Annotated in this window: 18 protein-coding genes; 8 read left to right on the forward strand and 10 right to left on the reverse strand. The window is 48.5% G+C overall.

Going from position 1 to position 14,098, the window contains the following annotated elements; translation table 11 throughout:
• Positions 1 to 72: 72 nt before the first annotated feature.
• The 8 genes from roxA to QMN38_RS01375 form a co-directional block, all read right to left on the reverse strand.
• Positions 73 to 1,194 (reverse strand): [50S ribosomal protein L16]-arginine 3-hydroxylase, encoded by a 1,122-nt coding sequence (roxA, locus tag QMN38_RS01340; protein ID WP_323604319.1) that lies wholly within the window; start codon positions 1,192 to 1,194, stop codon positions 73 to 75.
• Between the two features lie 92 nt (positions 1,195 to 1,286).
• The gene (gene phoQ, locus QMN38_RS01345) at positions 1,287 to 2,750 is read right to left on the reverse strand and encodes a two-component system sensor histidine kinase PhoQ (RefSeq protein ID WP_271440871.1); all 1,464 of its coding nucleotides are present in this window, start codon (positions 2,748 to 2,750) and stop codon (positions 1,287 to 1,289) included.
• Positions 2,750 to 3,421: a two-component system response regulator PhoP gene (phoP, locus tag QMN38_RS01350; RefSeq protein ID WP_323604575.1), complete on the reverse strand. Its 672-nt coding sequence runs from the start codon at positions 3,419 to 3,421 to the stop codon at positions 2,750 to 2,752. Before phoP ends, phoQ begins: the two co-directional genes overlap by 1 nt.
• A gap of 73 nt (positions 3,422 to 3,494) precedes the next feature.
• On the reverse strand, positions 3,495 to 4,781 hold the full coding sequence (locus QMN38_RS01355; RefSeq protein WP_323604576.1) for a site-specific integrase: 1,287 nt from the start codon (positions 4,779 to 4,781) through the stop codon (positions 3,495 to 3,497).
• On the reverse strand, positions 4,781 to 4,996 hold the full coding sequence (xisR, locus tag QMN38_RS01360; RefSeq protein WP_003832298.1) for an excisionase family protein: 216 nt from the start codon (positions 4,994 to 4,996) through the stop codon (positions 4,781 to 4,783). The genes QMN38_RS01355 and xisR overlap by 1 nt, the downstream gene beginning before the upstream one ends.
• A gap of 66 nt (positions 4,997 to 5,062) precedes the next feature.
• Positions 5,063 to 7,534 carry a 3'-5' exonuclease gene (locus tag QMN38_RS01365; RefSeq protein WP_323604320.1) on the reverse strand — a complete coding sequence of 824 codons (2,472 nt, stop codon included), beginning with the start codon at positions 7,532 to 7,534 and terminating at the stop codon, positions 5,063 to 5,065.
• A gap of 141 nt (positions 7,535 to 7,675) precedes the next feature.
• The gene (locus tag QMN38_RS01370) at positions 7,676 to 8,002 is read right to left on the reverse strand and encodes an RrF2 family transcriptional regulator (RefSeq protein ID WP_323604321.1); all 327 of its coding nucleotides are present in this window, start codon (positions 8,000 to 8,002) and stop codon (positions 7,676 to 7,678) included.
• An 11-nt stretch (positions 8,003 to 8,013) separates the two neighbouring features.
• Positions 8,014 to 8,352: a hypothetical protein gene (locus QMN38_RS01375; protein ID WP_135107954.1), complete on the reverse strand. Its 339-nt coding sequence runs from the start codon at positions 8,350 to 8,352 to the stop codon at positions 8,014 to 8,016.
• 268 nt (positions 8,353 to 8,620) lie between these two features.
• Here QMN38_RS01375 and QMN38_RS01380 point away from each other — a divergent pair, with 268 nt between their 5' ends.
• The 3 genes from QMN38_RS01380 to QMN38_RS01390 all read left to right on the forward strand — a co-directional run bounded on the left by QMN38_RS01380 (position 8,621) and on the right by QMN38_RS01390 (position 9,649).
• The gene (locus tag QMN38_RS01380; protein ID WP_323604585.1) at positions 8,621 to 8,776 is read left to right on the forward strand and encodes a hypothetical protein; all 156 of its coding nucleotides are present in this window, start codon (positions 8,621 to 8,623) and stop codon (positions 8,774 to 8,776) included.
• A gap of 147 nt (positions 8,777 to 8,923) precedes the next feature.
• Positions 8,924 to 9,310 carry a hypothetical protein gene (locus QMN38_RS01385; RefSeq protein WP_271440856.1) on the forward strand — a complete coding sequence of 129 codons (387 nt, stop codon included), beginning with the start codon at positions 8,924 to 8,926 and terminating at the stop codon, positions 9,308 to 9,310.
• A gap of 141 nt (positions 9,311 to 9,451) precedes the next feature.
• Positions 9,452 to 9,649 carry a hypothetical protein gene (locus QMN38_RS01390; RefSeq protein ID WP_323604322.1) on the forward strand — a complete coding sequence of 66 codons (198 nt, stop codon included), beginning with the start codon at positions 9,452 to 9,454 and terminating at the stop codon, positions 9,647 to 9,649.
• A 163-nt stretch (positions 9,650 to 9,812) separates the two neighbouring features.
• Here QMN38_RS01390 and QMN38_RS01395 read toward each other — a convergent pair whose 3' ends face one another.
• Both QMN38_RS01395 and QMN38_RS01400 read right to left on the reverse strand, forming a co-directional pair.
• Complete coding sequence (locus QMN38_RS01395; RefSeq protein ID WP_154022175.1) at positions 9,813 to 10,433, reverse strand: histidine phosphatase family protein; 621 nt, start codon at positions 10,431 to 10,433, stop codon at positions 9,813 to 9,815.
• 328 nt (positions 10,434 to 10,761) lie between these two features.
• Complete coding sequence (locus tag QMN38_RS01400) at positions 10,762 to 11,364, reverse strand: hypothetical protein (protein ID WP_323604323.1); 603 nt, start codon at positions 11,362 to 11,364, stop codon at positions 10,762 to 10,764.
• A gap of 474 nt (positions 11,365 to 11,838) precedes the next feature.
• Here QMN38_RS01400 and QMN38_RS01405 point away from each other — a divergent pair, with 474 nt between their 5' ends.
• The 5 genes from QMN38_RS01405 (at position 11,839) to QMN38_RS01425 (ending at position 14,090) form a co-directional block, all read left to right on the forward strand.
• On the forward strand, positions 11,839 to 12,072 hold the full coding sequence (locus tag QMN38_RS01405) for a DinI family protein (RefSeq protein ID WP_323604324.1): 234 nt from the start codon (positions 11,839 to 11,841) through the stop codon (positions 12,070 to 12,072).
• A gap of 44 nt (positions 12,073 to 12,116) precedes the next feature.
• The gene (locus QMN38_RS01410) at positions 12,117 to 12,362 is read left to right on the forward strand and encodes a hypothetical protein (RefSeq protein WP_048221170.1); all 246 of its coding nucleotides are present in this window, start codon (positions 12,117 to 12,119) and stop codon (positions 12,360 to 12,362) included.
• A 128-nt stretch (positions 12,363 to 12,490) separates the two neighbouring features.
• Positions 12,491 to 12,691 (forward strand): hypothetical protein, encoded by a 201-nt coding sequence (locus tag QMN38_RS01415; protein WP_323604325.1) that lies wholly within the window; start codon positions 12,491 to 12,493, stop codon positions 12,689 to 12,691.
• Positions 12,692 to 12,693: 2 nt separating this feature from the next.
• Positions 12,694 to 13,053: a RusA family crossover junction endodeoxyribonuclease gene (locus QMN38_RS01420; RefSeq protein ID WP_323604326.1), complete on the forward strand. Its 360-nt coding sequence runs from the start codon at positions 12,694 to 12,696 to the stop codon at positions 13,051 to 13,053.
• Entirely contained in the window at positions 13,050 to 14,090 is a 1,041-nt protein-coding gene (locus QMN38_RS01425) for a DUF968 domain-containing protein (RefSeq protein ID WP_323604327.1), read from the forward strand. Before QMN38_RS01420 ends, QMN38_RS01425 begins: the two co-directional genes overlap by 4 nt.
• Positions 14,091 to 14,098 lie beyond the last annotated feature (8 nt).

The following is a 14,098-nucleotide window of genomic DNA, read 5'->3' on the forward strand; positions in this document are numbered from 1 at the left end:
CTTATCCGGCCTACGGGATACGATATTTGTAGGCCGGATAAGCGAAGCGCCATCCGGCGCACTCTCAATAGTTTATCCTTCGAAGAACCAGTATCCGCTATTCACCAGTGCGGCAAGCATGGCGAGGAAAGACGGATCTTCCAGTGCATCCTCAAAGTTTTCCGCTGTCAGCGCAATATGGCTGGCGAGTGCGTCCAGCGCCGGACGGTGCGGTGAGTCAATTTTCTCACCATTTACATAAACGTCATCGCCAATGCGCAGTACGCGCAACCCACCCAGACGGACCAGGACATCGCCTTGTTTCAGGGCATCATAGATTTCATCAGGCTGATAAGGCGGCTCAGGCGGAGCAACGTCCAGTTCATGACGCGACTGAGAGATAAACTCGCCAAACCACTGTTTAAAATGCTCCGGCTGGTTAATGAGCCCCAACATCATTTCGCGCAGCTTGTCCATTTCCTGTGGCAGCACGTCTGCCGGATGGTCGCGCGGTGGCAGATCGGGATCGCTGTAGTACGTGCTACCCAGTTCGCGTTGCAGAACGTAATCAGCAAATCCGCTAATCAGCTCCCGGGTATTCGGTGCGCGGAAACCTACCGAGTAATTCATCGCGTTTTCCAATGCGTAGCCTTCGTGCGGGAATCCAGGTGGAATATACAGAATATCGCCTGGCTCCAGCTCTTCATCAATGATGGCTTCAAACGGATCGACCTGGAGCAGGTCAGGGTGCGGACAATGCTGCTTCAACGGCAGTTTTTCACCCACACGCCAGCGACGGCGACCGGTTCCCTGGATGATGAACACATCATATTGATCCAGATGCGGGCCAACGCCGCCGCCGGGTACAGAAAATGAGATCATCAAATCGTCAATGCGCCAGTCCGGCAATTCACGGAATGGCCGCATCAGCGCTGCGGTAGGTTCGTGCCAGTGGTTTACGGCCTGGACCAGCAGTGACCAGTTGTTTTCACCAAGATGGTCATAGCTCTCGAAAGGACCGTGGCTAACCTGCCATTTGCCATCCTGGTGGCTGACCAACCGGCTGTCGACTTCGCTTTCCATTGCCAGCCCAGCCAGTTCGTCAGGGGAGAGTGGATCAATAAAGTTATTAAAGCCGCGTTTTAAGACCACCGGGCGTTTTTGCCAGTGACGTTCAAGAAAATCGGGCCAGTTAAGAGTGAGTTGGTATTCCATAATGAGCATCCCGCAGGCTGGTATCTGCAACCGATTATAACGGATACTTAACCGCAAGCGTGAAGTCAGTACATATTTATTACATGTAAAGATTACTCGTCTTTTTGTCCAGGATGTTGGCGGCCGAAAATAACTTCCATGCGCGCTCCGCCCAGCAGACTGTCGCCAGCGATAATCTGCCCGTCATATTGCTCGGTGATCTCACGTGCGACGGCCAGGCCCACACCTTGCCCGGGGCGTAAGGTATCCACACGCTGACCACGGTCGAACACCACTTCACGTTTACTGCGTGGAATACCGGGGCCGTCATCCTCTACCACAATGTGCAGATGATCTTCCGTTAATTGCGCTGAGATCTCGACAAATTCCAGACAATATTTACAGGCGTTATCCAGGACGTTGCCCAGTACTTCGACGAAATCGTTCTGTTCACCCACAAAGCTTGTCTCAGGCGAAATATCGAGATTAATGTTAACCCCTTTACGCTGGTACACCTTGTTTAATGCAGAGGTCAGTTTATCCAGCAACGGTGCAACCGGATGCAATTCCCGGCTGAGAAGGGCGCTACTACCGCGCATGCTGGCACGATGCAGATAATAGCCAATTTGCTGAGAAATACGGCTGATTTGCTCCAGCATGACGGGTTCAGCATCGCTCACGCTCATTTTCTCATTACGCATCGAACGTAGCGTGCTTTGCAACACGGCCAACGGTGTTTTCAGGCTGTGGGTGAGATCCGTTAACGTGGTGCGGTATTTATCGTAGCGCTCACGTTCGCTCTTTAATAAGCGGTTGAGGTTGCGCACCAGACTAGTGAGTTCACGCGTGGTGGCAGGATTAAGCATCTCGCGATGATGCTCTTCAAGCTCACGGACTTCGCGCGCCAGTGATTCGATTGGTCTCAGACTCCACCAGGCTGCGACCCACAGCAGCGGGATAACCAACAGCAAATTGGCAACCAGCACATAAATAAACCAGCTCCAGACCATATATGAGCGTTTGAGCTCAATAGGAATGGTATCAACAACCACAATGGTCAGTTGTGGCATTCTGGCGGTGGCAGGGTAGATGTTCACTGCCACGGAGTGGGTCATTTCTGCGTTATCGTCATCTTCTCTGACTTCTCTTAGCTTCTGTTGCGCCGAATGATCTTCGCGTAGCAATGTGCTGGTGGCGTCGACATTGGCTTCAATCTCATGAAAACCATTTGTCTTTAGCCAGTCTGGTTGAATACGTTGTACCAGCCAGGGAACGTCGCGTTGGGCCCAGAGCAGTTTGCCGTTTTCATTATAAATCAGCGACATTGTGGGGCTTTGCATATCGAGATTTTCAGGTAGCTCGACATTGATTTTGCCGTTTTCCCATTTGGCCAGTGTATAGAACAGATTACTTTCGCCACGCAGCAGACGAAATGTTGTTTTATCAAAGCTGACGCTGTAGCCAACCAAAGCCACCATGCCGTAAGCCAGCGAGAGGACCAGTACAACGCCTGCGGTTGCCAGCAAAAAGCGCACCCGCAGTGATAACGGGAAAAAATGACGCAGTAATTTATTCATCAGCGCAGTTCAAAAAGATAACCCTGTCCACGTACCGTGGTGATCACATCGTCCGGATATTGCGCCTGAATTTTTTTGCGCAGACGTCCCATTAAGACATCAATGGTGTGACTTTCTCGCAGTTCAGCATCCGGGTAGAGCTGTAACATAAGCGAATCTTTACTAACGACTTTGCCGCTATTACGGATCAGCGTTTCCATAATGGTGTATTCGAACGCCGTGAGTTTGATCACTTCATCGTTCACGGACAGTTCGCGGCGAGAAAGGTCCACCTGAAATGGCGGAAGCGAGATTATCTGCGAGGCCAGACCACTATTGCGGCGCATCAGTGCCTGCATTCTTGCAGCCACTTCTTCAATGTGAAACGGTTTTGTGACGTAATCATCTGCACCGGCGCTGAGCACTTCCACTTTGTCCTGCCAGCCTTCACGGGCGGTTAATACCAGAATGGGCAATGAAACGTCATTACTGCGCCAGCGGCGGATCAGTGACAGTCCGTCTTCATCGGGGAGCCCTAAATCGACGATCGCAATATCCGGCAGGTGTTCATTAAGAAAATAGTCTGCTTCCTTTGCATCTTCTGCATCATCCACCTGATGGCCTAAGTCATGTAGCTGAACCTTAAGGTGGTGGCGTAATAATGCATTATCCTCAACAACCAGCACGCGCATCATTGTTTCTCCCTAAATTCATGGTACGAATAGTTTAACGCTGATTATGTATATTGTAAGCAGCGCTATGAAATTAAATAACTTTTTTCATGTTCCCTCGCCCGTGGGGGCGTCCTGGGGGCAGTGCTGTTGGCATCTGATTGTTCAGCATGTTGACCTGATCCTGGTTCATGTCGCCAATCCACTTGGAGTAAACCTCGTACACCATTCGCGCATCTTCATGTCCCATCTGACTCGCTATGAATGACGGGTTCGCTCCGGCCATCAACGTCCAGCAGGCATAGGTATGCCGTGACTGATAAGGATTCCTTTCGCGGATATTGGCAAGTTTAGTACCTCGCTTCCAGCCATAGGCAATCGAGTTTTTGGAAAAGAAACTGCCTTTCTTTGACGAATATGCTGTCGGTGAAAAAACGAAGCGAAGAGATTGCTGCTCAGTTTTTCCGATCTCCCGATGGTGAAAGCGAATTTCTTGCTTTGGATTAGTACCGGTGATCTCGTATTGTTCCTTCAGCGCATCCAGAGCAGGTCTAAGCAACGTTATTGTCCTTATTCCGGCATCTGTCTTAGGAGGTACAAATACTCGCTTATTCGTCAAACTTCTGGATACGTGGATTTCACCTTTTGCCAAATCAATATCTTCCCATGCCAGGGCGCATATCTCGCCTGGCCTCATCCCCGTATGTACGGCAACAATGATGATTAATGCCTGGCTACGGGGAAGGGCGGCTATCAGTGCCTGATACTCATGAAGTAAAAGTGGGTCGGGATCATTTTTAGATAACTTGAGTCGCGACACGCCTTCATAAGGAGCGTGCAATATAAACTGGCTTCGGTTTGCGAGCTTAAGCATTTCTGATAAAACTGCCATCTGTTTATTGACTGTTGAGGGCGCGCGACCCTGCCTGGCCAGATTTGGCATTGCCGGGTTAATAATTGTCCCGGTCAATAACTCCTTTCGGTAATGCAAAATGTCGGCATGCTCAATATCTACCAGACGGGTATTTTCTCCGATTACACGTAGTAACGTATTTACGACCGAAGTAAGCGATAGCAGTGTTGCACCAGATACTTCTAAGGCTTTGGTGTCTATAAAAAAATCACTCAGCTCTTTAAACGTGGTGATTTTTTTGGTTGTGATGAACTTCTTAAGCGCTTTGGATTCCGGGAAACGTTCCGCATAGTCGAACTTACCGAGCTGTATTTCACTTGTGATGAGCGCGCGAAGATTTCCAGCTTTTTTGATGTTGCTGCTGTTCACCGTCCAGCCCCGAAGGACTTCGCGGCAACGTCTGCCGCGATAGGTAAAAGTGATCCGTATTTTTCCATTATGCAGCTCAACGCCGGTTGGAAAGTCCATCATGCTTCCTGTACTAATTGGTTAATCTTTGGATAGTTGTACCAAAGCAGACCTTTAGAATTGTCAGTTTCGCCGAGAGCTGTCAGATGTTTGAAATGCACTCCTTCGATCCACAAATTCAACCGATAACTTTTAATTTGTCTTTCAGACAAGCCGGTCTTTTCTGTTAGTCGCGCTTCAACCATCCACTCTTCGCTGAAAATGAGTTGCGACATACATAACTCCGATGCCGCCAGCCACAACAGTACATGCTGCAACTGGCTGTAAGTGAAAACCTAAAATCAGTTTTTTGTCAGGCGCTGCCAGATTGCAGATACGTATTTGACCTGATGCCGGGCGTCAGAAAGCGCATTGTGCATGTCGCCTTCAAACGGGATGTCGAAGCGTGGGTTGATGCCGACAGATTTACCCAGTTCAACCATGGTCCTTACGTCCCTGTCATTCCAGAACGGAACAGCAAAAGGAGTTTCTGTTAACGTATACGCGCGGCGGAGAATAACGTTATCAAACGAGCATCCATTACCCCACAACTGAACGGTGTGACTACCGTTAGCAGCATTTTCAGCAATAAAGTCAGCCAGTAGTTCAAGGGTTTCACGCAGTCCCATGGCCTCATCAACCAGAATTGCAGAACGGGCTTCAGATGATTGTTTCAACCACCACTGAATTGTTGACGCATCCGGTTTCATGCCAAACGACATCGATGATTCAAGACTGACAACCTGGTAAAATTCGGCACCAGTGTTACCAGTTGAAGGATCAAAATATACGGCGCCGATAGAGACTATTGGTGCATCCGGACCGCTGCCCATAGTTTCCAAATCAACCATCAGGTGAGTATAAAAAGCGTTCAGGTGATCCGTATCTATATGGTGAACGGGTTCATTATTCAGGGAAGCTGGAGGCTCACCAGTTGCATCAGTGCTTTCAACTGGCAAAGCAGCTACTTCGCCCTGAGGCACTTCAGCATTAGCTTTGATTTCGCTGTCGTCAGTTTTTTCCATCTGCACATCGCTGGTGGTTTCCTCGGTATTGGCTGGATGTAATTTTTCTTCGACGGCGCGCTGGCGTACCTGGTCTACGACAGAAAGCGCTGGCGCCGGCTGGTTACCCATCAGGCCATCAATGGAGAAAACACCGTTGCCCATGTTGGCGATTTCTGGTTGTTCGGCTATTGCCTTCTGTTCAGCTGTGGACTTCTCTTTAATCTCGTTTTCCCAGCTTTTTTCTGGTACGTGACCGGCTGCCGCCAGGGTTTCTTCAGTTGGGTGCTGGTGGTCGGTTTCAGTCAGGTTTTTGTTGATGTAACGGCTCAGCAGTTCCGGGAAATGGTGAGTGTTTTCTTCTGCACTACGAATAAGCGCGAAAATAGCGGCGCGGGAATAATCCAGGATGCCAGCGCGTTTGCGCAGGGCGGCGGACCACTCCTTGAACGGGCTTTCGTTTTTAGAAATGATCTCTTTTGCACGACGGAAAACGCCACCAGGAATATCGTAGATGTTGAAATCCATTGGAAGTGTGGCCAGCGCAATATCAATGTCCAGAGTATCCAGCGTGTGGGCAAGTTCCGGGTTGCGATCGGTCTTATTGCCTCCACCAGCGTTGGTTCCGGAGTCAGTGCGCTGAATCTGCGACACATGATTGCCTTTACACCACTCTTTAACCAGCAGCCCACGGTCAATGTGCCCAGTATTGAACCAGGCCTTAAAGAACTGGATAACGGTGACCAGATCAACCCGTTTTCCATCAACCGGAAAAACGGTTTTCAGCGCACTGACAATCTTCCAGATATCGATCTCTGGCGCTTTCCTGAATGGTTCTACATTCTCTGCGGCAAGTAGCAGGTTTTGCACATAGCTGTTATCCACATCCAGCTCGAGTTCCTGAATGGTTTTCTTCTGCTCAGTATCAATATGGTAAGCATATTCTTCAGAAATAAACTGAGCTAAGAGGCGCTGGCGTAGCGGCAGAGTCGCAACGGTAATAAGCTCTGGCGTTACAGGAGGAGTGGATTGTTCATCACCCACAACTCGTGCCTTCTTATCATTAACCCACTCCTGAACTATAAGAGCCCGCGTTTCTGGTTCTGCAATCCATTCGGTAATAAATTGCTCAAATGAAGCAACGGTATAGACCTGCTCACGGGCAAAGACTTCTTTTACAGCGCTTGCCAGCTTCCACTCGACATGAGCAGAAAGCTCTTTCACCGCTGGCACATTCGCAACGGCCTGTAACAGGTTTTGCACATAGAGATCATTTTCGTCCAGTTCCATTTGTCCGATCTGGATGTGCTGCGCTTCACTGATTTCCTTCTCTTCAGTGTCATTGACCAGGTGCGCAATCAGTCGCTGAGACAGGCGCAGGCGAGATATTGGGCGGAGCAACTCTTGTGCATCGCTGGTGGGTACATTGGCACTGGTAGTTTCAGGTTTTTGCTGGCTGCAAGTCTCCTGATTTTCATTATCAGGCTTCTGTTTCAGTTGCCACGTTTGCTGGTCTTCTGCCAGTTCGTAACGATCGCACCATGTGTCATCGAGTGTGCTTTCCTCAGGAAGACCGTCAACAACAAACCAGTTGGTGCGAACTGGTAATTGATAATCGGCACCACGACCGACGGCAATACCATTGTCTTCGAGAATATTGAGGATTTCGCGTTCTGCACGGGAATCTGATTTCGCAGAGAACCAGCAAAACAGGTTTTTTGCCTCAGTTGCTTTCGCTTTGGCTTTAATAAGATACGCATACGTTAACATTGCGTTCGGGCTCCATTGGATTGTAAGATACCCGGCAGCTGATGATCGCCGCCTAAGGTAGTGGTTATTGGTCAAAACTCGTTCCGGAAAGCTTTGGTCGGCTGACCGGGTACTTAACCCGCCTTGCGCGGGTTTTGTGCTTTATGGGGTAGGGGATTTTCCCTGCGCCAGCTGTGCGACGGGGACCCACTCCAGAGCATTCAGCACGGGTTCGAATGAATCAGGCGTGTAAGTAACGGCGCGGACGACGTCAGCCACGCTGGGGTTTGCTTTGCTAAGATGGTACCCGCCACCAGCGCCACGCTGGCTGGTGACGATTTCACTACTGCGCAGCTTCGAGAAAATCTGCTCGAGGTAAGAAACAGACAGCTTTGATTCCTTACTGATAGATGCGATGGAAACAGGGCTGCCGTTGTAAATCCTGTTGAGGATGGCAACCACCTGAACAGATGCCACCACGCGTTTCATTCCAAACTCCATCATGCATCCTTTGCCGGTTCGCGACCGTATCCTGGGTTATCGTTTAAGGCGTCATTCAAAACCTGCATTGCCTCATTATGTGGGAGAGTCAGAGCAAGTTTGATCGCCGTTCCAAGAGCTTCAGCTGCACATTCAAACTTACGAGCGAGCCTGGCTGTTTCATCAACTTGTTCGCCCATCGCTTCCATTTCAAAGTTGTGCTCAGTCCAGACTTCATCCATCACATCGCTTTCAACTTCTTCGCGTAATGCTTCTTTTACTTCCAGAACAGGCAAAACTCCGATTAATGCTTCTGCTGGTGCGCTGCTGAAGCGCAATGCCAGATCGTTAGCTGACATAAAAACCTCCGGAAAAAAGCCCGCCACGGGACGGGCAAAGAACACTTTTCCAATTTAACCAGAACAGGTCTTCGTCTCCTGTTTGGTTACGATGGTGGTATTACCATCACAATGCCCTGTGCACCGGGCATGAGGCTGGCAACAGCCATTGGTCAAACTCGTTATGAACGAACTGCAGTCTGTTGGTCAGCAGACGGGTCGCCTTTCTGGGCGAGCATGTAGCAAATCAGTCGAATGACTACTTCAATGCGATTTAGATGACTGCGAGTTGTACAACGACATGTTGCTGGGTTGGACCAAAACCAAAAAGGCATCACGTATCAGTGCAGGGCGCGGTACGAAAGTGCGCACTGAATGCCTCTGGTTTAATCCGGCAACACAGCGTGAAGCGGCGGCCGCTGGCATTGGCGTGAAGGGGGAGTGATGGAACCTCAACTGGAATACGCTACAAAGCGCATCGCCGAACTGGAAATCTTGCTACTGGTGGATAGCAAAGACGTTGCTAGCATGCTTCAATAGACGAGATGTGGGGTGATGGTTATTAAAATGACTTATTTTGGCTGGTTAGTGGGTGAAAATGAATATTAAGACGCTCTTAATTAAGGCTTTATGTGGCACGTTAATCACATTGCTGGTACTTGCGGGTATCTTGAGTGTCTACATTTACGGTAAGGGTGCTGATGCTATTATCATCTGCATTGCGTTTTATGCCGTATTGATTGATTGGGCAAAAACAAGAGGGTGCTGGGAAAGAACTCGACTATTAAAATATTACGTGGTTCTTCTCTCACTGGCTGCAATAAATGCCTGGCAAGTTTTGAGCCACTTAGATGTGACTGGGGCGTATAACATAAAACTGGCTCTTCTCATCACGTTAGGTGTGGTTATAAAAATGACGTTTTTTTCTTTACTTCTTCTGCCGTGGAGAAATGAAAAGGCTGTGGTTCGGGTGATATAGAAGAATTTCATAGAACTTTAGGGTTACATCATAGTAATCAATTTCTCTATTTAAACCCGCTACGGCGGGTTTTTCACTCTCTATTATATATGCTATTTTTTATGCAATAAGAGCGATTCGTAGGACACTTCTGGGGAAGGCATGGATTCAACGAACGACGAAGAAAAACGTATAGAATTTGAAAAATTCATCATTGAAAGGTTTGGTGATGCAGTTGATCTCCGCAGGGCGAAACATGGCAATAATGGATATATATCATGGGAAGCGACTGTAGCATGGATTGTCTGGCGGGAGCGCTCATCCCATCATGAAACAACGTCTACCTCAGGCGGGAACTGATTTAGTACGGTGCTGCCCGGAGCATCCTGTCATTCACTATGTACTCCCGCTTAACACGTCATTTTTAGATTTGATTTTGGTCCGCTATGAGCGAGGAGCTGACATTGTGCTTAAATAATGATGGCTCTGGCAGGATGGGTGTTCAATGATTGCAAGGTGACCACTAATTCAGGTGACGTAAATGTGTAGCAATCCCCCACTTTAGGCCGATACATTTTCCATTAATCAGGTCGATAACAGAATAACTTGCATTGGGGTGAGCATAGCGAGGGAAACTATTGACAGTCCCTTCTTTAAGAATTGCCAGAGTGCCCTGACTGACATGCCCGTGAGACACAATACATATTGTTTGTTGATGTGATGAAGTATCTTCCAGGTTTTGTAAAAAACGCATAACTCGCTGAGAAGCATGCGCCAGTGACTCCCCCCCAGGTGGACAATACTCTGCATCAAGCCTGAATAACGCATTTGCATCGTTCGGATGTTTTTGTCTGAGTAGTTCTAACGGCATACCTTCAAACTGACCAAAGGCCTGCTCTTTAAGGGCCGGTTCAGCCGTCAGTGAACAGCGAAAGTGTTCAGCCAGGCTTTGCCCCATTTGCCAGGCACGTCCAAGCGGAGAAGCGTAAACACGCTCTATTTGATACTCACTTGCACTAAACGCTGCTAGTAGGATGGATGTTTCACGCAAACCCCGGCAGGTCAAGGAGCTATCGCTGTGCCCCTGAATAATTCCTTCCAAATTCCACTCTGTTTCTGCGTGTCGAACAAGTATCAATTTCATCGTTAGCGGGCCATGCTCGTTGTTGATCAAAATGCCCCAACAGCGCGATGTCAAACACACACCGTTGAAGCAGCGGAAGGCTTTCCTGTTTTGGAAATAATGAACAAGTGTAGCTTATTGCCGTTATGCAGCGGCTCTGGGGGTGAGGCGCTGAATTTTATACGTAGTTAACTTCCGCTTTTGGCACTAAGCGGGCGATTTGACTGAACTAAAGGCTCTCCGTGAGTGAACTGCGGACATTATAAAAAATATGGTGTATGAAAAACAGATGGAAGGTCAGGTGCTTTTAAAGCGCCACGTTAACAACGTGGCGACTGAAAGGCTTGAGTTAATCGTCGTACTTATCGTTAATCATTTGACGAAGGTTTTCTCGTTCGGCTCCACTTCGCGTTGTATCTGACAAAACAGATCTGCCATGGATGGCTATATCCGTTTTTGACTCTGTCAGGGTAGAATAAGGCTTATAAGTAGTTCCGTTTGGATATGCATTCCCTTTAGTCAATGGTCCACCCAGACCTCGGTTGTAAGCCAATGACAGAACCCCCACAGCCAGTAACACTGTTATCAACGGATAAAAAAAGTCAGGTGGTACTTGCCCGATAAAGACTAACAGTCGTACGACTGGAATAACCGAACATAGAATAAGGGCGCTACTTGCGAGAAACCATGCCTTTAGTCTTCTATTTTCGCGTCCGTGTATGAACCCAAAACAAAACAAACCTACAAACCCTATGACGATAGAAATGATAATCAGCGTCACGTCTACCTGACGATAAGTCCGGTATATGGAAGTTCCAACAGTGTATATGATTGAAAAGAGAACTAATGGAGCCAGTCGTTTAATGCTCTTACCCACGGCAAAATACAACACTAATACCGGAATAGCGTTAATGATGCTACCTATTAATATAGGGATAAAGGGGATAGTCATATTGAACCTCGAAAATTTAAGTTAAATTAAAACTTCAATGAATCTGGACTGCAATGACTATATTTGGGCCCCAGGAGACCGTCAAGCCTCCCAAAAAAAGCAGCATTATTGCGCGATAACTTTCGAGCTTCAGAATCTCCCCAGCTAAGATAGTGAACGGACAGGTAGGGGGTCAGTTAGGATAAGGTCCGCTTTTGGCACTAACCAGCCCTTTGCTGATTGAAAATACGGATGAAAGTTGGATAACGCTTTGCCTCATGGTCACACAGTTACTCATTGATAAGGCGTTAGTAAGGGCGAATCTCACGGGATTGTGCCAGCAGAAAGAATAAAATATTGCTAATTCAACCCGCTACGGCGGGTTTTCTTGTTTTACTACCGACAGTAAATTAACAATTTGTGCTCTTAAACCGTTGATCATTTCCGTGTATCGGTATACTGTATAAAAACACAGTGTATGCAATGGGGACCATTATGAAAGTTGAATTAACCATTGATCGCATGAAAGAACTTCCTAAAGGCGCGGTACCAGCGCTGGAGAAAGAATTGCTTAAGCGTCTGAATGATCACTATGACAATTGCAGGCTCACAATCCGCCGCGCTGGTGCGGATGGTTTAAGTGTTTTTGGTGGCGACAAGGAAGATAAAAAGAAAATAGAGACTATCCTCCAGGAAACCAGGGAAAGTGCGGACGACTGGTTTTATTAATTTTTTGGGTGTTACTTTGATCCCGTTTGCATGGGGGAGTTTAAGTGAAAGAAAAAGTAGAATTGCCCAAAAAAGGCTACGCAGTCATCAGATGTCACGATGGGGTCATCGTTGCCAGACTGCAATCATTTCCTGAGTGTGAGCGCGCCCTGATGTACCGCCGCGGTAGCATGGTGTCTTTCATGCCTCTTCAGGATAATGAAATTATTGGTACACCAACGTTGTTTACTCAGATGCTGGAAAGGGCTGGTTATCGCGTTACCCAGAATTCTGTTACACTCCCGTCATAGGCCTGAACAACCTATACCTGCTGCGCCACAGGAGAAAAGCCCATGGCGCAAGATCAATTCAAGCAATCCCACATACTGACGTTAACCAACGCCAGCGATTTTCTTTTTGTCGCATCCAGAGGTGCGTTATGAAGAAAAGCTGGTTTCAACATACCCAACTCACCACTGAGCAGGCTGACGAACTGGAAGCCCGCTATCGCGCAAAGCAGATTAAGACCGAGCGTAGTCTGGATAATGACTTCATTCACTGGACGATCAGCGCGTTCTTGCCAGAAGTATCTAGGCCTCCGCGTCAGGACAGAACCTGGCAACAACGGATCTGGAGGTGAATGTGAAAATCTACAATATCACCCCCATGGGCAAGCCGAGAATGACGCGGGCTGACAAATGGAAAAAGCGCCCCGAGGTTCTGCGTTACCGGGCTTTCTGTGATGAAGTTCGTCTGCAGGGTGTTGAGCTGCCGGAAAGCGGTTCGCATGTCACCTTTATTCTTCCGATGCCAGCGAGCTGGAGCAAAAAAAAACGGACTGATTTCAACGGTAAACCACACCAGGCTAAACCTGATTTCGACAACATGATGAAAGCCCTGATGGATGCCATTTACGAAGATGACGCTCACATCTGGGATTCACGCGTCACTAAATTATGGGGAGAGAAGGGACAAATAATTATCGGGGAGATTGCAGAATGAGGGCGCTGCTTAAACCTGTGGTGGCTCGTGAGCTTGGAATTGTGCTGCTTAAGCCAGGCAGCGAACTGATGCCATTATTCAGTTGTGAGCGTGTGCTGGTGGAAAGCCAGCCGGCAGACATGGAACGGCTGCCTGTTGGCCGTGTTCCTGATGTTCGCCAGCCGCTTGCCAGTGATGAATCCCTGTGGCCGTTCTTCCTGGATGAAAAGGTTATAAAGGCTGCTGGTGGTTTTAGTGGTCTTGATTACTGGCTTCTGCGTTATGGCGGTAGTCGCTGCCAGTGGCCACACAGCGATTACCATTATCACGAGTTAACCACTCTGCGCCATGAACCAGGATCGGTTCTTCTGTGTGGGCATTGTGATAACCATCTGCGTGACCACTACAGCGAACAACTTGCAGGGCTGGCGAGACGTAATGTTATTAACTGGATTATCAATAGCATTATGGTGGCTCTGAATCAGGACCCTTCCAGAGAGCTGTCGCTGGCGGAGCTTTGCTGGTGGGCTGTGCGCATGGGGGTTTGCGACGCAATTCCCGAAACAGTAGCCAGTCGGGCGCTTCATATTCCTTCGGAAGAGCATCAGTCAGTTATGCGTGAATGCGATATCGAACCCGGTGTAACCGCCACCAGCATCATTGCAGCCAAAGCCAGCGCAGTAACCGTGAACATGGAACCAGCACAGGTTCCAGCGGTAAAGCCAGTAATTGGTGTTCTGGTCGATCCTGAGTCCCCGCAAACCTATATGAAACGTCCAAAACGAATCCGCTGGATGGCCCCCCGATATCTGGAATGGATTAAAACACAGCCCTGTGAATGCTGCGGCAAACCATCCGATGACCCACACCATTTAATTGGCTGGGGGCAGGGAGGTATGGCAACGAAGGCGCATGATATTTTCGCGATCCCTTTGTGTCGCCAGTGCCATACAGAATTACATAACGACCCGGTGAAGTTTGAGCGAAACCATGCACCTCAGCCGGTAATGATAATCAGAGTGCTGGACCGGGCTTATAGGCTTGGCGTTCTGGCGTAAGGAGAAGA

The sequence above is a fragment of the Citrobacter sp. R-1.5.2 genome (genome assembly GCF_035064245.1).
GTDB lineage: Bacteria > Pseudomonadota > Gammaproteobacteria > Enterobacterales > Enterobacteriaceae > Citrobacter.